Here is a 16,636-nt window from a genome sequence, read left to right as displayed (position 1 = left end):
CCTTATTGGTTGACGGACGAACTCACTTCACCAGGACCAGCGACAGCCATGGGTAGATCGAGAGCAAGACCAGGAGGACGCAGGAGATGATGAAGAAGGGCAGCGTCACCAGGAACATCTTGCCGGGCTTGGCTCCGGTCACCGCGGCGGCGACGAAGAAGCACAGGCCGACCGGCGGCGAGAGCAGGCCGAGCACGAGATTGATCACCACGACGACACCGAAATGGCGGGGGTCGATATTGTAGACCTCGGTCGCGATCGGCAGCAGGATCGGCACCGTCATGATCAGGCCGGGAATGCCGTCGATCACCGTGCCGATGATCAGCAGGATGACGTTGACCAGCAGCATGAACGTCACCGGATCCTTGGCGATCGCCTGGATCGAGGCGGCGACGGCCTGCGGGACCTTGCCGTAGACCAGCACCCAGGAGAACACGGCGGCAGCGGCGACGAGGAAGAGCACGATCGCCGAATAGACGCCGGCCCGCAGCATCATCTGCGGCATCTGCTTGAATTTGAGTTCCTTGGTCCAGTAGCAACCGATCAGCGCCGCCGCGACCGAGCCGACCGCCGCCGCTTCCGTCGCATTGGCGAAGCCGCCGAGGATTGAGCCGACGATCACGATCGGGATCAGCAGCGTCGGCGCAGCGCCCAGCACGATCTTGACCCGCTCACGCAAAGAGAGCTTGTCGCCGGCCGGATAGTTGTAGACGAAGCCCATGCCGGCGATGACGAGGAAGAACAGCAGCGTCAGCAGCACGCCCGGCACGATGCCGGTGATCAGCATGTCGCTGACCGAGACCTGCGCCAGCACGGCGTAGACGACGAACATCACCGAAGGCGGGATGATCGGGCCGAGCATGCCGCCATAGGCGGTGAGGCCGGCGGCGAAGTCCTTGTCGTAGCCCTTGCGCTCCATCTCGGGGACCATGACCTGCGCCATGATCGCGACCTGGGCCGTCGCCGAGCCGAGGATCGAGGAAACGAACATGTTGGCGAGGATGTTGACATAGGCCAGGCCGCCCTTGAGCGAGCCGACGAAGGCCATGGCGAGGTCGACGATGCGGCGGGTGATACCGCCGCCATTCATGATCTCGCCGATCAGGATGAAGAGCGGGATCGCGATCAGCCCGTAGCTGTCGACGCCGCCGAACATTTGCAGCGGGTAATTCGGCAGCAACTGCATGTTGCTCGTCGCCGCCATGTAAATGAGGGCGCCGAGGCACAGGCACAGCGCGATCGGCACGCCGGCCAGCATGATTCCGAAGAAGGCTCCAATCGTGATGGCCATCAGTTCACCACCCCGTCGGCATTGGCGGCCGTGAAGCCGGGCAGCTCCTGCCTGGCGACCAGGCCGAGATCCTCGAACAGGTTCGCCAGCGCATGCAGCGTCATGGTGGCGGCGAAGAGCGGCATGATCAGGTAGATTACCCAGGTCGGCCAGTTCAGGGTCTGGGTCCGCTCGGTGTAGATGAAGTTGAAGGACTGCCCGGCATATTCCCTGGCATCGAAGCCTGCCTGGGCGATGCCGACCGGATCAAGCCAGAGCCAGCACATCACCCCGAGGGCAATGCCGAACAGGATGACGCCGAGCGTTGCGATCACCCGGAAGATCGCCGCCCCCCGTTCCGAGAAGCGATCGGTCAGCATGGTCACCGCGAAATCGAGCCGCATTCGGGTCATCGCGGAGGCGCCGATGAAGGTCAGCCAGACGACGCTGTAAACCGCTGATTCGTCGATCCAGTAGATCGGATAGCCAGTATAGCGCGTGACGACGTTGAGCAGGATCAGCGCCGAGAGCAGGATCATCAGCGCCTGGATGGCGCGGTGCTCGACCCGGAGCAGGCCTCCGGACACAGCGACGATCGCCTCCGGCACGGCCATGGAGCGGCCTTTCGCCGCGACAGCTTCGTTGTTCATTCTTGCCTTCCCCTTGCCGCTTTGTAGATTGTATAAAATCTACATGTCAATGGCGTTCGGCATGGCGATCCACTACGGTGCAGTCGATGTCCCCTCCCCTGAAGCACCGCACCCTCGCCTCTGCGATCGTCGATCGGCTCCGCCAGGAGATCCTCGACGGCAGCTATCCGGCCGGCTCGCAATTGCGGCAGGACGCGCTGGCGCAGGCCTATGAGGTCAGCCGCATCCCGGTGCGCGAGGCGCTGTTCCAGCTAGAGGCGGAGGGATTCGTCCGGATCGTGCCGCACAAGGGTGCGATCGTCTCGGGGCTCTCGCTGGACGAGATCAATGACGTTTTCGAGCTGCGCAAGCTGCTGGAGCCGCGGCTGCTCGCGAGCTCAGTGCCGGCGCTGACGCCGGAGGATTTTGCTGCTGTCGCCGGAATGGAAGCCGCCTTCGAGAAGGCGATGACGGCGCGCGACATCAGCCGCTGGGGGCTCCTCAACGCCGATTTCCACATGGCGCTCTATGCCCGCGCGACGCAGCCGCGCACGCTCGCGATCGTGGCGGGGCTGCTGCAGACGAGCGACCGCTATACGCGGTTGCAATTGCAGCGCAGCTCCTCGATCGAGCGGGCGCGGACCGAGCACAACGAATTGATCCGACTCTGCCGCTCCGGGACGTTGAAGGAGGCCGGACGGTTGCTGGTCGACCATATCGAGCTGGTGCGGCGGGATCTGGTGGCGTTCCTGGAGGAGCGCGGGAAGGGGTAGCTGAGCGGCGCGCCAATGCAGGCGATGGCAGACAATACGTACGCGGGATCCCCTCTCCTGTAAGGAGAGGGGTAGGGGTGAGGTGTTCGGGAGCTGAATCGTCGGCCTGAACCCGACCGCGCAGTCGGCGCTCGCGGCACTGGTCAAACGACCTACACCTCACCCTGCCCTCTCCTTACAGGAGAGGGTTCCCCGCGCTCTTCAGAACCGTTTCGCCTACCTTCTCAGGTCAGCTTGCCGCGCGCCGCCACCGGCAATTCGCCGATCAGCTTGTCGCCGCGCACCGTCACCAGCCGATCGACCATGTTGACGACGACGCAGACATGGTTCGGCACCACCCGCACGACCTCGCCGACATTGGGCCGCTCGTTGCTGCCGGAGAGGTCGAGGAAACCGTGCTCCTCAGCGAATTGCGCGATCCTGGCCAGCGGGTATTCGAGGATGTAGCCGTGGCCATCGAGCCCGCCCTTGTCGCTGGTCAGCGTCTTCGAGCCGGAATCGAGGATGCCACGCTCCGGCCCGGCCCGGCTGACGACCGTCGCGTAGACGGTCAGCGCGCAGTCCTCCAGCTCCGCCACTCCGGCCGCGATCTGCATGCGGTCGTTGAAGATCGAGGTGCCGGAGCGATGCTCGGTCGAGCCCTTGAGCTTGCCGATGTTCGGGATGTTGGGCGAGCCACCGGTCGAGATGATGCCGGCTTCGAGCCCGGCCTCGCGCAGGCCGGCATTGGCGGTGTCGAGAAAGTCCTGCGTCGCCGGCCAGCCGGTCTCCGGCGGGTACATCAGGAAGCCGGCGAAGGTCAGGCCCTTGGAGGCGGCGATCTGCCTGGCGAGCTCCACCGCTTCGCCGGGGGTCTCGACGCCGGCGCGCTTGCGGCCGGTGTCGCACTCGACCACGACCTCGAGATTGCGCCCGGCGATCTCGGCGGCCTTGGGCAGGCCGGCGATGGTGACGGGATTGTCGGCGGCGACGATCATGCGAACGCGGCGCTGCAAAGCGCCGAGGCGCCCGAGCTTCTCCTCGCCCAGAATGTTGTAGCTGATCAGGATGTCGTCGATGCCGCCATCGGCCATGACCTCGGCCTCGCCGAGCTTCTGGCAGGTGATGCCGCGCGCGCCGGCCGCGACCTGCATGCGCGCCAGCTCGGGCGACTTATGCGTCTTGATGTGCGGGCGGTTGGCGACACCGGCGGCGTCGCAGGCAGCCTGGAGCCTGGCGATATTGGCCTCGACCTTGTCGAGGTCGATGACGACCGCCGGCGTGCCGTAGACGCGGGCGATTTCCTCTGCGAGCGCGGTCACGGCAGCACCCGGACGATGACTTCGATCTCGACGGTCATGTTGTTGGGCAGCGAGCCCATGCCGACGGCGGAGCGGGCATGGCGGCCATTATCGCCGAGCACGGCGACGAACAGGTCCGAGCAGCCATTGATGACCTTGGGATGCTGCGAGAAGTCGGGGGCGGCATTGACCATGCCCAGCAGCTTCACGACCTCGATCTTGTCGAGCGAGCCGGCTGCCTTCTTCATCGCCGCCAGCAGGCCGAGACCGGTCTGCTTGGCGTGCTCATAGGCCTCCTCGATCGAGACGTCGGCGCCGACCTTGCCGGTCGGATAGGTGCCGTCGGCACGCTTGGGGCCCTGGCCGGAGAGGTAGATGAAATCGCCGACGCGCTTGAAGCTGACATAGGTCGCGACCGGGGTCGGGACGTCGGGCAGGGTCAGGCCCAATTCCTTGAGCTTGTCATCGGCACTCATGCGTTTCTCCCATCGTCTTTCAAATCGCGGACCAGATAGCGGGCCGCATCGTCATAGCTCGCAAGCTTGCGGGCAAGGGCTTCGTCATGCGCCTCGCGAAAGCCCTGGCGACGCCAGAAGCCGGCCGAGTTGCCGACGGCGACCAGCGCCATGCGGACAAAGCCCGATGCGCGGGCATGCACTGCCAGCCAATCGACGCAGGCCGAGGCGGCACCACCGCCGCGTGCGCCCGGCAGCAGAGCGAGGTCGTGGATGTAGTAGGCATCGGCATCATCAGGCAGCGCGCCGAGCAGGCTGTCGAGCGCCGGCACCTGGCCGAGCCGCCAGGGATGGCTCAGCACATAGCCGCCGAGCCTCTCTGCGCCCGCCAGCACGAGGCAGCCGGCCGGATGGAGCGCGAGCCGCTCGGCGAAGACTGCTTCGCTCTCCGGATAATCCGGGTGCACCTCAGCCGCCACGGCCATGATGGCCGGCAGGTCGGCGGTGGCCATGGTGCGCCATGATGGTGAGGGCATGCTCATCGGAGCAACTATGCGTCATGCTCGGGCTTGCCCCGAGCATCTCGGGCTGGAGAAGGCTCCAATCGGCGCCCTCTTGTCACGAGATTCCCGGGTCTGGGCTTCGCTTCGCCCGAGAATGACGCCCGTGTCCTACGCCGCCTCGACCTTCTTGAACTTGTTGCTGCGCTTGGGGTGCCACCAGGCGCCCTTCAGCACCACGCCCTCGGAGACGATCTTGCGATCGCCCATCAGGTGCTCGCCGACGACGTCGACATAATCGAACTTGCCTTCCTTGACGGTGAGCACAGTCGCGTCGCCGAGCGAGCCGACCTTGAGCGAGCCGTATTCCGTCCGCTTCAGCGCCATCGCCGCATTCACGGTCGAGGCGGCGATGACGTTGTTCAGGCTCATGCCCATGCAGAGGAACTTCGACATGGTGGTGACCTGGTCATAGGCCGGGCCGTCGATGCAGAGCTTGTGCACGTCGGAAGAGATCACGTCGGGCTCGAAGCCGTTGGCGAGCATGGCGCGCGTCGTCTTGAACGAGAACGAGCCCTTGCCGTGGCCGATGTCGAAGATGACGCCGCGCTTGCGGGCCGCGAGCACCTCGGGCTTCACCGTGCCCTGCGCTGTCGCAGGCGCGTTCGGGAACGGGCGGAAGGCGTGGGTCAGCACGTCGCCGGGGCGCAGCATGCCGATCACCTCCTCATAGGATGGCGGCGGATGGTCGATATGGCACATCAGCGGCATGCCGACCTCGTTGGCGACCTGCAGCGCGATGTTGAGCGGCACCGTTCCGGAGGTGCCGGAGGCGTGCAGGCCGACGCGCACCTTGATGCCGACGATCAGGTCACGGTTCTTGTCGGCGACCTCGACGCAGTCGATCGGGTTCATCAGGCGCAGATCGCCGCTCTCGCCGACCATGACGCGATGGTCGAAGCCATAGATGCCGGCATGCGAGACGTGGAGATAGGCGAGGATGCGCGCTTGGCTCTTCTCGATCACATGCTTGCGGAAGCCCGGCCAGTTGCCGGGCCCGGCCGAGCCGGTGTCGACCGAGGTGGTGACGCCGGAGGCGCGGCAGAACTCGTCGGCGTCGATGCCGAGCGAGGTGCCGCCCCAATAGACATGGGTGTGCAGGTCGATCAGGCCCGGCGTGACGATGTAGCCGGAGACGTCACGGATCTCCTTGGCTCCCTTCAGGTCCTTGCCGAAACCCGAGACCTTCCCGCCGGTGAAGGCGACGTCGAGGATGCCGTCATGCTTCTGCGACGGGTCGATCACCCGTCCGCCCTTGAGGATGAGATCGTGAGTCATGACTGCTCCTTGGGGAAACCGGGCGGCGGATGCGTCGCATTCAGTCGAAGCTGGCCGTAGCGCCCAATTGGAAGAGGGTAAAGACCTCGTCGAAGTGATCGCGCAGGCCGGGGATGTAGAGCTGCGAGATGGTCGGATCCTGGATCGGAACGTATTTTGCGCCGCCGTCGCGGGAGTCGGCAGCCCCGAGATAAGCGGGCAGGCCACGCCCCTTATAGGCATCGAGGCGAACCTTGGGGCGAGCGATCACCAACGAACCGCAATCGCCCCATTCATAGGGAATCGCGAAGAAGAGCTTGGCGGCATAGGCGAGCCGCGACGAGCGGACCGTGTTGGCATAATCCTGGATCGTGCCCCGGCGCCGCGCGGCCTGCTTCACCTTGATGAAGACCTCGTAGTCGGCCCACCAGGGGCCTTCGGCTGCTGCTTTCCAATTGTTGGCGAAACGCGTCGAGTCGCAGAAACGGAAATAGTACTGCCCGACGTTCAGATGGACGCGCTGAACATGCGACATGCCGCCGTTCTGCGGCCCGCTCGACAGGCCGCGCGCGGATCTGTCGTGACGGATGATGTCAGCCTGATGGGCCGGGTTGTCAGAGACGAAGCAGGTCTTGTTGAAGGGTTCGGCGACCATGTCGGCACTCCTGTCGAAGCGCCGCATCCATCGACTCGACGAGCGGATGCGGCATCGGGGAGCCTTTGGCCTGATCAGACCCGGTTCCAGGCCGCGCCTCGGGAATGCGGCGCATGCGCCGGCAGCACTCACGCGATCACCGCGCCCTTGCGCTCGACGATCATGCCGTAGGTTTGCGGCTCGCGATGCCTGGCGAAGTTGAAGGTCGAGTTCTTGTAGCTGTTGCCGAGATCGAGATCGCAGCGGGCAACGACGAGTTCGTCCCCCTCGGTCACCGCCTGCGCCACCACCTCTCCCGTCGGGGCGATGATGCAGGAGCCGCCGATCTGGTCGACGCCGGCCTCCAAACCCGCCTTGGCGACGCCGACGACCCAGGTCGCGTTCTGATAGGCGCCGGCCTGCATGACCAGCTGGTTGTGGAAATTGCCGAGCCGGTCGTGCGCCGGCGCCGGCGGGTTGTGCTTGGGCGTGTTGTAGCCGAGCACGATCATCTCGACGCCTTGCAGCCCCATGACGCGATAGCTCTCGGGCCAGCGCCGGTCGTTGCAGATCATCATGCCGAGCCGGCCGCCCATGGTTTCCCAGACCGGCCAGCCGAGATTGCCGGTCTCGAAATAGCGCTTCTCGAGATTCTGGAAGACGGCGTCGGGGCGGTGCTCAGGATGCCCCGGCAGATGGATCTTGCGGTATTTGCCGACGATCCTGCCAGATTTGTCGACGATGATCGCGGTGTTGAAGCGGCGCTTGCGGCCGTCCTCGAAGGCCAGTTCCGGATAGCCGAGATGGAAGCCGATGCCGAGCCGCTCCGCTTCGGCGAAGAGTGGCGCCGTCTCGTTCGAGGGCATGGCGCTCTCGAAATACCCGTCGATCTCGGCCTCGTCCTCCATCCACCAATGCGGGAAGAAGGCGGTGAGCGCCGCTTCGGGATAGATGACGAGGTCGCAGCCATTCGACTTCGCCTGGCGCATCAGCTCCACCATCCGGGCAACGGCGGAGCCGCGGCTCTCCTCGCGCTGGATCGGCCCGAGCTGGGCTGCGCCGACGGTCAGGATACGAGGCATCGGAAGGCTCCTGCTGTACTTGTTCGTTGCTCGAGGATGCTGCCGGAGGCGAACACCGCTATCCCTGTGCGCCATTGCGCAGTTGCCCTTACGGCAATACCGTCGGGCGTTCCCTCTGGGCTCGGTCCGGACGCGCCGGCCGCGGCTGCCGGGGCAGCATCCAGCTTCGGATCAAGGCCATGGCCACGTTCAATGTCGTCCGCTTCCGCATCAAGCCCGGGCGTGAGGCCGAATTCCTCGACGCCCATCGCCAGGGCAAGGCCAACTGGCCGGGCCTCGCGCGTGGCCACATCATCAAGACCGGCGACCACACCTATTGCCTGATCGGCGAATGGGAGGACCTCGCCGCCTTGAAGGGCGCCCGCGACCAGATGATCGCGACGCTGGGCAGCTTCCGCGACACGCTCGAGGACCTTGGCGGTGGCTTCGGCGTCACCGACGCGGTGTCCGGGGACGTCGTCCTCGACCTGCGGGCCTAGCGTCCGGCCATCAGCGCCATTACCGAAGACGATCATGGCACCACGCGAGCGAATTGGCCGGCCAGCGGGCCAATTCGACGAACGGATCGGGCTTGGTACTGGCCCGATAGCCACGCATGCCATGACGTCGAACGCCTTCAGATGCTCTTGGCCAGCCTGGGATCGAGCGAGTCGCGCAGGCCGTCGCCAAGCAGGTTCACGGCGAGCACGGTGATCGACAGGAACAGCGCCGGGAAAAAGACGATGTGCGGCCGAACCTGCCAGAGCGCCCTGCCCTCGGCCATGATGTTGCCCCAGGACGGCGTCGCCGGCGGCACGCCGGCGCCGATGAAGGACAGGATCGCCTCGATGATCATGGCGCTGGCGCAGATATAGGTCGCCTGCACCGTCATCGGCGCGATCGTGTTGGGCAGGATGTGCTTGATGATGATGCGCGGCACACGGGCGCCGTTCGAGATCGCCGCCTCGACATAGGGCTGCTCGCGCAGGGAGAGGACAACGCTGCGCACCAGGCGGGCAACACGCGGAATCTCGGCGATGGTGATGGCGAGGATGACGTTGCCGACCGAGCCGCGCGTCAGCGCCATCAGCGCGATGGCGAGCAGGATCGGCGGGATCGACATCATGCCGTCGATGACGCGCATGACGATGCCGTCGGCCCAGCGCACGAAGCCGGAGAACAGCCCGATCGCAAGGCCCACGACCGAGGCCAGGATCGCGACAGAGAAGCCGACGATCAGCGAGACGCGGGCGCCATAGACGACGCGCGAATAGATGTCGCGGCCGAGCATGTCGGTGCCGAACCAGTAGAGCTCGGACGGCACACGGGTGCGCCGCGCCGTCGAGATCGCAGTCGGATCGACCGTAAAGAGCAGCGGCGCGAAGACGGCGATGACGATCATCGTCAGCAGCAGGAAGCCGCCGATCGCGACCGAAGGGTGCTTGCGCAGATAAGAGCGCTTGGGCGGCTTGACGCCCGCGCCGATGTCATCCGCCAGGGGCAGTGGGGCAGCTGGAGCGGTCAATAGCGTATCCTCGGGTCGACGAGGGTGTAGATCAGGTCGACGGCCAGGTTCACCAGCACGTAGACGAACGAGAAGATCAGCACGACGCCCTGGATGACCGGATAGTCGCGCCGCAGGATCGCATCGAGCGTCAGCCGGCCGAGGCCGGGAATGGCGAAGACGCTCTCGGTGACGACGGCGCCGCCGATCAGGAGCGCGACGCCGATGCCGATGATGGTGACGACCGGCACCGCCGCGTTCTTCAGCGAATGCAGGAAGAGCACGTCACGGTTGCTGACGCCCTTGGCCTGGGCGGTGCGGACATAGTCCTGCTGCAGCACCTCGAGCATGGTCGCGCGGGTGATGCGCGCGATCAGCGCGATATAGACCGTGCCCAGCGTGATCGAGGGCAGGATCAGGTTCTTGAACCAGGGCCAGATGCCCTGCGCGATCGGCGTGTAGCCCTGCACCGGCACCCAGTCGAGCTTGAGCGCGAAGACATAGGCGAGCAGGTAGCCGATCACGAAGACCGGCACCGAGAAGCCGAACACCGCAAAGCCGACCACGGCACGGTCGACCCAGGTGCCGGCCTTCCAGGCCGCGATGACGCCGAGCGGCACGGCGATCGAAACCGCCAGGATCAGCGTCAACACCATCAATGACAGCGTCGGCTCGATGCGCTGGCCGATCAACTGCGTCACCGGCAGCGAGGTGAAGATCGAGGTGCCGAGGTCGCCCTGCAGCACCCGGAAGAACCATTCGCCGAAGCGGACCAGATAGGGCCGGTCGAGGCCCAGGCTGGCGCGGATGCGCTCGACGTCGGCGGGTGAGGCCTGGTCGCCGGCGATCACGGCCGCCGGATCGCCTGGCGCGATGTAGAGGAGCGAGAAGACGAACAGCGCCACGAAAGCCATGACGGGGATCGTCGAGATAATGCGTCTGACGATGAAAGCGAGCATCGAACCCCTGAGTTGCCGCTGCTGGCGCCGGACTTTTCGGGATCGCGACCCCGAAAAGTCCGGCGGCTTGATTGGAGCCGCGCCCCGGGGTCAGCCGGGCCGCAGGCTTGCTCGGTCTCAGGCCTTGGACACGCCCCAGAAGAAGGGCAGCGGGCCGCTGGTCACACCGGTGACGTTCTTCCGCCAGGCCTGGTAGCCGAGATAGAAGCCGGTCGGCGCATAGACGACGTTCTCGACGGCGGCCTTGTTGAGGCGGTCCATCGCCGCCTTCTCCTCGGCCATGTCCTTGGCGTTGAACCAGTTGGTGACCTCGGTCTCGACCGCCGGCACGTCCGGCCAGCCGAACCAGGCCTTTTCGCCATTCGCCCGGATCGCCGTGTAGGAGGACGGGTTGAGGCAGTCTGCACCGGCATGCCAGGTGTGGAACATGCTCCAGCCGCCCTGGCTCGGCGGGGTCTTCTGGGCGCGGCGCGCGCCGACCGTGCCCCAGTCGGTGGCGACGAAGTCGACCTTCAGGCCGATGCTCTTCAGCAATTCGGCGGTAACGTCGCCCATCGCCTTGGTCGCCGACATGTCCTGCGCCACGACGCAGATCACCGGTTCGCCATTATAGCCGGACTCGGCGATAAGCTTCTTGGCGGCCGCAACGTTCTTCATCTTCAGCATGTCGCCGCCCGCCTCGGTATAGAGCGGCGTGCCGGGCGTGAAGAAGCCGGGCAGCGGCCTCCAGAGCTTGTCGTCGTCGCCGACGATCGAGCGCATGAAGTCTTCCTGGTTCATCGCCGTCAGCACCGCCTGGCGCACCTTCAGATTGTTGAAGGGCGGATGCAGGTGGTTCATGCGGAAGGCGCCGATATTGCCGAGCGGGTCGCCGATATCGACGTTGATGTCCTTGTGGCCCTTGAGCACAGGCACGAGGTCGGAGAGCGGGGTCTCCCACCAGTCGACCTCGCCGCTCTGCAGCGCCGCGGCTGCGGTCGCCGCGTCCGGGATGATCACCCATTCGACGCGGTCGACCAGGATGTTCTTGCCGCCGGCGAGCCAATCGGCCTTCTCGGAGCGCGGCACATAGTCGGCGAACTTCTCGAAGACCGCCTTGGCGCCCGGCACCCATTCATTGCGGGCGAACTTCATCGGCCCGGAGCCGACATATTCCGTGATCTGCGTGAACGGATCGGTCTTGGCGATGCGCTCGGGCATGATGAAGGAGCACGGCGCGTTGTTCTTGGCGAGCGCCAGCAGCATCTTCGGGAAGGGCTGCTTGAGCTTCCATGTCCAGGTGCGGTCGTCGACGGCGGAGAGCTCGTTCTCGATCGCCTTGATCATCAGACCCATCGGGTCGCGGGCCTGCCAGCGCTTCAGGCTCTGCACCACGTCCTTGGCGAGCACCGGCGTGCCGTCATGGAATTTGAGGCCGGAACGCAGCTTGAAGGTCCAGGTCAGGCCGTCGGAGGAGACCTCCTCGCCCTCGACCATCTGGCGCTGCGGCTGGAACTTCGAATCGATGCCGTAGAGCGTGTCCCAGACCAATGCCGCGGCATTGCGGACGACGTATTGCGTCCCCCAGATCGGGTCGAAATTGGCGAGGTTGGCCTGCGGCACGAAGCGCAGCGTCTTGGCTGCCGCGCCCTGCGAGAGCGCCGGCATGGCGAGGCCGCCGGTTGCTGCCAGAACGCCGGTCCCGGCGGCGGTCTTCAGAAAATTCCTGCGGTCCATCTTGTACTCTCCCCTGAAGCGGCGGCGGCCTCTGATCGGGCAACCTTGCCTAGAGTGTGGGCAGAAAAATCTGCACCTGACAACACGCTTGACGGGTCGCTACGACAAGAATTGGCCCTGCAGGGTTCGTGCCAGACGGAACCGGTTTGCGGCTCACGACATCGTTTGCAAGCAAACGACACGCAAAGCCGGGGGGCCGGCGCAGAAAATTGCGCCGATCCCCTTAAATCGATTTGATCGGCGCATCGACACGCGCGAAAGGACGCGCAGACTCGAAAGATGCAGCCGCCTGCATGACGAGCGCATCATTGCCGAAGGCCCCGACGATCTGCAGGCTCGCCGGCAATCCGGCCGAGGTCAGCCCACAGGGCACGGCGGCGGCCGGCTGCTGGGTGATGTTGAAGGGGTAGGTCAGCGGCGTCCAGCGCGTCCAGTCCTCGCCATAGCCGCCATGCTCGGGCGTGTTCCTGCCGACCGCGAAGGCCGGCAGCGGCAGCGTCGGCGTCAGCAGGAGATCGAAGCGCTCATGGAACTGCGCCATCTGATAGGCGAGCGCATTGCGCTGATATAGCAGGGCATCGACGTAGGCGGCGCTCTCGATCCGCTCGCCCATCTCGGCGACAGCGACGAGGCCGGGATCCATCTGTGCGCGCCCGGCCGCATCGGTGCTGCGCAAGGCCAGCGCCGCGCCGGCCGACCAGAGCGTCATCAGCGTTGCGATCGGATCGTCGAAGCCGGGGTCGACCTCCTCGACGGTCGCGCCCAGTTCGCGGAAGGTCAGCGCCGCCGCATGCGTCAGAGCCGCGATCTCCGGATCGACCAGCGCGTCACCGCCGAGACGGGGCGACCAGGCGATGCGCAGGCCGCGCACGCCGCGATCGAGCCCAGCCGTGAAATCGGGCGGGGCATCCTTGAAGGCGGTCATGTCGCGCGCATCGGGCCGGCCGATCGCATTCATGGCGAGAGCGGAATCGCGTACGGTGCGGGTCAGCGGGCCGAGATGGGCGAGGAAGCCCATCACCGAGGCGGGCCAGGCCGGCACGCGGCCATAGGTCGGCTTGAGACCGAAGACGCCGCAAAAGGCGGCCGGAATGCGGACCGAGCCGGCGCCATCGGTACCGAGATGAATGCAGCCGAGATTGAGCGCTGCGGCCACCGCCGCGCCCGATGAAGACCCGCCCGGGCCAGTCGAGATGTCCCAGGGATTGCGGGTGATGCCGGAGAAGGGCGAATCGCCGACGCCCTTCCAGCCATATTCCGGCATGGACGTCTTGCCGAGGAAGACGCAGCCGGCCTCGCGCAGCCGCGCCGCCGCCGGCGCGTCCTGCTGGAACGGCGCATCGGAAGCGAGAGCCGAGCCGCGCCGCATCGGCCAGCCGGCGACGCCGAGATTGTCCTTGATCGTCACCGGCACGCCATCGAGCGGGCCGAGCGCCTCGCCCTTCAGCCAGCGGCCCTCCGCAGCTTGCGCCATGGCGAGCGTCACGGGCTCGTCGCGGACGACGAAGGCGTTCACCTCCGGCTCGAAGCGCTCGATGCGGGCGAGCGCGTCCCTGGCGACCTCGACCGGCGAGAGTTCGCGCGCGGCATAGAGGTCGCCGAGCTCGGCGGCGGAGAGAGAGGCGATGCTGGTCATTGATCTACCCCGTCAGGCGTTGGCGGCGCGCCAGGCGGCGCTGAGCAGGACATTGGCGCCGGCGACCATGTCGTCGTCGCTGCTGAGCTCGGCCGGGTTGTGCGAGAGCCCGCCGATCGAGGGGATGAAGACCATCGCGGTCGGGCAGAGTCGCGACATCATCTGCGCGTCATGGCCGGCCCCCGAGATCATCCGGCGGATCGGCAGGCCGAACTCGGCGGCGCTCGCCTCGACGCTGGCGATCAGTTCCTCGGCGAAGGGCGTCGCCGGGAAGCGGGCGAGATCGCGGAAGCTGATGGCGATGTCGTCGCGAGCCGCCAATTCGGCGCAGAACTTGCGGACGGCAGCCTCGGCCTCGGCCAGCGGCGCATCGAGCGGGTTGCGCAAATCGAGCGTCATCACGACGGTCTCGGGCACGACGTTGACGTTGCCGGGCCAAGTGCGGATCACGCCTGAATTGGCGAGCTGGCCCGGGATCGTCTTGGTCAGTTCGTTGGCGAAGATGTTGATACGGGCAGCGGCGAGGCCGGGATCCTTGCGATAGCGCATCGGCGTGGTGCCGGCATGGCTCGGCCGGCCCGTCAGCGTCAGCTCGAGCCAGCAGATCCCCTGGATGCCGGTGACGGCGCCGAGGCCACCGCCCTCGCTCTCCAGGATCGGTCCCTGCTCGATATGCAGTTCGAGATAGGCATGCGCCGGCAGGAAGCCGGGCTGCTCCGGCCCGTGATAGCCGATGCGGTTCAGCTCCCTGCCGAGCACGGCGCCGTCGGCGTCCTTCTCGGCATGGGCGGCAGCGACGCTCATCCCGCCGGCCCAGACATAGGAGCCGAGCATGTCGGGATGGAAGCGGGCGCCTTCCTCATTGGTGAAGGCGATCACCGCCATGTCGCGCTTGGGCGTCACACCGGCATCGCGCAAGGCCGCCAGCACCTCGACGCCGCCGATCACGCCGAGCGCGCCATCGAAGCGACCGCCGGTGCCGACCGTATCGATATGCGAGCCCATGATCACCGCCGGCCCGTCCTCCTGGCCCTTGAGGATGCCGACGATATTGCCGATCGCATCGACGCGGACATCGAGGCCGAGCGCCTTCAGTTCGGCGACCAGCCAGTCCCGCCCCTGCTTGTCTTCATCCGTCAACGCAAGGCGCCGGCAGCCGCCTTCCGGCGTCGCCCCGATCTTCGACAGGGCCGCCAGCCGCGAGAGCAGGCGCTCCCCATCGATCCGCAGATTGGTGCTCATCGCGTCGGCTCTCCATAGGCGCTCTGTTCAGGCCCCCAGCAGGCCGGAACGGGCGCTCGCGCGCAAGAGGCAGATTGGGCGACACGACGCGGGCCGGCAGCGCGCCACGCGCAGGGCGCGGTCCAGCCCGGCGCGCCGAGGACTTTGAAGGAGCACTCTGCCCAGATAAAAGGCAATCATCATGTCGCAGATTGCCCTGCCTTATCGCTCGGGGAGCCCCTGGCTCACCGAGGTCAAAGCCATGCTGGCGCTGAGCTGGCCGATGGTGCTGACCAATGTCGCCCAGACGGCGATGACGGCGACCGACGTGATCATGATGGGCCATCTCGGCCCCGACTCGCTGGCCGCCGGCGCGCTCGCCTCGAATCTCTACATGGCCTTCCTGATCTTCGGCATCGGCGTGATGGCGGCGGTCGCGCCGATGGTCGCGATCGAGCTCGGGCGGAACCGGCATTCGGTGCGCGACGTGCGCCGCACCGTGCGCCAGGGCTTCTGGGTGGCGGCGACCATGGCCGGCCCGATGTGGCTCTGCCTCTGGCAAGCCGAGGCGATCCTGACGGCGATGGGCCAGAATCCGGCGCTGGCGAAAGCTGCCGCTTCCTATCTACACACGCTGCAGTGGGGGCTCCTGCCCTTCTACTTCTATCTTGCCTTGCGCGGATTCCTCGCAGCGCTGCAGCGGCCGTTCTGGGTCTTCGTGACCGTGCTCTTCGCGGTCGGCTTCAACGCCTTCGCCAACTGGGTGCTGATGTTCGGACGGCTCGGTTTCCCGGCGCTCGGCCTACCCGGCTCTGGGATGGCAACGGCGCTGGCTTCGACCCTGATGTTTGCCGGCCTCGCGCTGGTGGTCTCGCTCGACCGGCGCTTTCGGCGCTATCATCTGTTCGGCCGGTTCTGGCGGGCGGATTGGAGCCGTTATCGCGCCTTCTGGCGGATGGGCCTGCCGATCGGCACCACGGTCGGCTTCGAGGTCTGGATCTTCAATGGCGCCGCGTTCCTGATGGGATTGATCGGCCCGACCTCTCTCGCCGCCCATGCGATCGCGATCCAGATCGCCTCGCTGTGCTTCATGGTGCCAATGGGCATTGGCCAGGCCGGGACGGTCAGGGTCGGGCGCGCCTTCGGCGCCGGCGACAGCGAGGGCATCGCCCGGGCCGGCGCGACGGCGCTCGTGCTCGCGACCGCCTTCATGTGCTTCACCGCCCTGCTGATGTTGCTGATCCCGCACTGGCTCGTCGTTCCGTTCCTCGACGCCGGCAAGCCGCGCGCGGCCGAGGTGGCGCAACTCGCCATGGTGTTCCTGTTCTATGCGGCGATCTTCCAGATCGTCGACGGCATCCAGGTGGTCGGGGTCTCGATCCTGCGCGGCCTGCGCGACACGCGCGTGCCGATGCTGTTCGCAGGCCTCGGCTATTGGGGCATCGGCCTGCCGCTCTCGGCGGTGCTCGGCTTCCTGACGCCGCTCGCCGGCGTCGGCATCTGGATCGGGCTCGCGACCGGCCTTGCTATTGTCGCCGCCCTGATGCTGGCCCGCTGGTTCGCCCGCGAGCGGCTCGGCCTGACCAAGTCGGCCGGCCAGCCGGCCTCGTAACGACGCTGCGACGGCGGAGTAGCGATTCGTTAACTCCAGGTTGCATTTTCGCGCATTTTGTCAGACACT

At 66.3% G+C, this 16,636-nt stretch carries 16 protein-coding genes; 3 read left to right on the top strand and 13 right to left on the bottom strand.

From position 1 onward, the window contains the following. Nucleotides 1-22: 22 nt before the first annotated feature. Nucleotides 23-1,291, bottom strand: a complete 1,269-nt coding sequence (locus AC1DS0_RS11035) for a TRAP transporter large permease (protein WP_476814382.1) — start codon at nucleotides 1,289-1,291, stop codon at nucleotides 23-25. Further along, on the bottom strand, nucleotides 1,291-1,920 hold the full coding sequence (locus tag AC1DS0_RS11030) for a TRAP transporter small permease (RefSeq protein ID WP_476814381.1): 630 nt from the start codon (nucleotides 1,918-1,920) through the stop codon (nucleotides 1,291-1,293). Before AC1DS0_RS11030 ends, AC1DS0_RS11035 begins: the two co-directional genes overlap by 1 nt. A gap of 86 nt (nucleotides 1,921-2,006) precedes the next feature. Here AC1DS0_RS11030 and AC1DS0_RS11025 point away from each other — a divergent pair, with 86 nt between their 5' ends. Beyond that, nucleotides 2,007-2,672 carry a GntR family transcriptional regulator gene (locus tag AC1DS0_RS11025; protein WP_476814380.1) on the top strand — a complete coding sequence of 222 codons (666 nt, stop codon included), beginning with the start codon at nucleotides 2,007-2,009 and terminating at the stop codon, nucleotides 2,670-2,672. Between the two features lie 224 nt (nucleotides 2,673-2,896). On the opposite strand, the gene AC1DS0_RS11020 is transcribed toward AC1DS0_RS11025, so the two are convergent. From AC1DS0_RS11020 to AC1DS0_RS10995, 6 genes are all read right to left on the bottom strand, one after another. After that, on the bottom strand, nucleotides 2,897-3,973 hold the full coding sequence (locus AC1DS0_RS11020; protein ID WP_476814379.1) for an alanine racemase: 1,077 nt from the start codon (nucleotides 3,971-3,973) through the stop codon (nucleotides 2,897-2,899). Beyond that, nucleotides 3,970-4,428 (bottom strand): RidA family protein, encoded by a 459-nt coding sequence (locus tag AC1DS0_RS11015; RefSeq protein WP_476814378.1) that lies wholly within the window; start codon nucleotides 4,426-4,428, stop codon nucleotides 3,970-3,972. The genes AC1DS0_RS11020 and AC1DS0_RS11015 overlap by 4 nt, the downstream gene beginning before the upstream one ends. Next, a complete protein-coding gene (locus AC1DS0_RS11010) occupies nucleotides 4,425-4,919 on the bottom strand; it encodes a GNAT family N-acetyltransferase (RefSeq protein ID WP_476814377.1) in 495 nt (164 codons plus the stop codon). Before AC1DS0_RS11010 ends, AC1DS0_RS11015 begins: the two co-directional genes overlap by 4 nt. A 159-nt stretch (nucleotides 4,920-5,078) precedes the next feature. Further along, nucleotides 5,079-6,245 (bottom strand): amidohydrolase/deacetylase family metallohydrolase, encoded by a 1,167-nt coding sequence (locus tag AC1DS0_RS11005; protein ID WP_476814376.1) that lies wholly within the window; start codon nucleotides 6,243-6,245, stop codon nucleotides 5,079-5,081. 40 nt (nucleotides 6,246-6,285) lie between these two features. Further along, nucleotides 6,286-6,879, bottom strand: a complete 594-nt coding sequence (locus AC1DS0_RS11000) for a hypothetical protein (protein ID WP_476814375.1) — start codon at nucleotides 6,877-6,879, stop codon at nucleotides 6,286-6,288. A 128-nt stretch (nucleotides 6,880-7,007) separates the two neighbouring features. Further along, the gene (locus AC1DS0_RS10995) at nucleotides 7,008-7,940 is read right to left on the bottom strand and encodes an N-carbamoyl-D-amino-acid hydrolase (RefSeq protein WP_476814374.1); all 933 of its coding nucleotides are present in this window, start codon (nucleotides 7,938-7,940) and stop codon (nucleotides 7,008-7,010) included. A gap of 179 nt (nucleotides 7,941-8,119) precedes the next feature. Here AC1DS0_RS10995 and AC1DS0_RS10990 point away from each other — a divergent pair, with 179 nt between their 5' ends. After that, nucleotides 8,120-8,419: an antibiotic biosynthesis monooxygenase gene (locus AC1DS0_RS10990; RefSeq protein ID WP_476814373.1), complete on the top strand. Its 300-nt coding sequence runs from the start codon at nucleotides 8,120-8,122 to the stop codon at nucleotides 8,417-8,419. A 137-nt stretch (nucleotides 8,420-8,556) separates the two neighbouring features. Here AC1DS0_RS10990 and AC1DS0_RS10985 read toward each other — a convergent pair whose 3' ends face one another. From AC1DS0_RS10985 to AC1DS0_RS10965, 5 genes are all read right to left on the bottom strand, one after another. Further along, nucleotides 8,557-9,423: an ABC transporter permease gene (locus tag AC1DS0_RS10985; RefSeq protein ID WP_476814444.1), complete on the bottom strand. Its 867-nt coding sequence runs from the start codon at nucleotides 9,421-9,423 to the stop codon at nucleotides 8,557-8,559. Between the two features lie 17 nt (nucleotides 9,424-9,440). Beyond that, nucleotides 9,441-10,382 carry an ABC transporter permease gene (locus tag AC1DS0_RS10980; RefSeq protein WP_476814372.1) on the bottom strand — a complete coding sequence of 314 codons (942 nt, stop codon included), beginning with the start codon at nucleotides 10,380-10,382 and terminating at the stop codon, nucleotides 9,441-9,443. Between the two features lie 117 nt (nucleotides 10,383-10,499). Continuing rightward, the gene (locus AC1DS0_RS10975) at nucleotides 10,500-12,098 is read right to left on the bottom strand and encodes an ABC transporter substrate-binding protein (protein WP_152017178.1); all 1,599 of its coding nucleotides are present in this window, start codon (nucleotides 12,096-12,098) and stop codon (nucleotides 10,500-10,502) included. A gap of 223 nt (nucleotides 12,099-12,321) precedes the next feature. Next, nucleotides 12,322-13,734: an amidase gene (locus tag AC1DS0_RS10970; RefSeq protein ID WP_476814371.1), complete on the bottom strand. Its 1,413-nt coding sequence runs from the start codon at nucleotides 13,732-13,734 to the stop codon at nucleotides 12,322-12,324. 12 nt (nucleotides 13,735-13,746) lie between these two features. Continuing rightward, nucleotides 13,747-14,976, bottom strand: coding sequence for a M20 family metallo-hydrolase (locus AC1DS0_RS10965; RefSeq protein WP_476814370.1), 1,230 nt, complete (start codon nucleotides 14,974-14,976; stop codon nucleotides 13,747-13,749). Nucleotides 14,977-15,157: 181 nt separating this feature from the next. Between AC1DS0_RS10965 and AC1DS0_RS10960 the strand changes: the two genes are divergently transcribed. Beyond that, nucleotides 15,158-16,567 carry an MATE family efflux transporter gene (locus AC1DS0_RS10960; RefSeq protein ID WP_476814369.1) on the top strand — a complete coding sequence of 470 codons (1,410 nt, stop codon included), beginning with the start codon at nucleotides 15,158-15,160 and terminating at the stop codon, nucleotides 16,565-16,567. Nucleotides 16,568-16,636: the final 69 nt, after the last annotated feature.

It is taken from the genome of Allobosea sp. P4_H5 (assembly GCF_056400825.1).
Note: the sequence above shows the minus strand (reverse complement) of the source record. Positions and strands in the feature narration are given on the sequence as shown.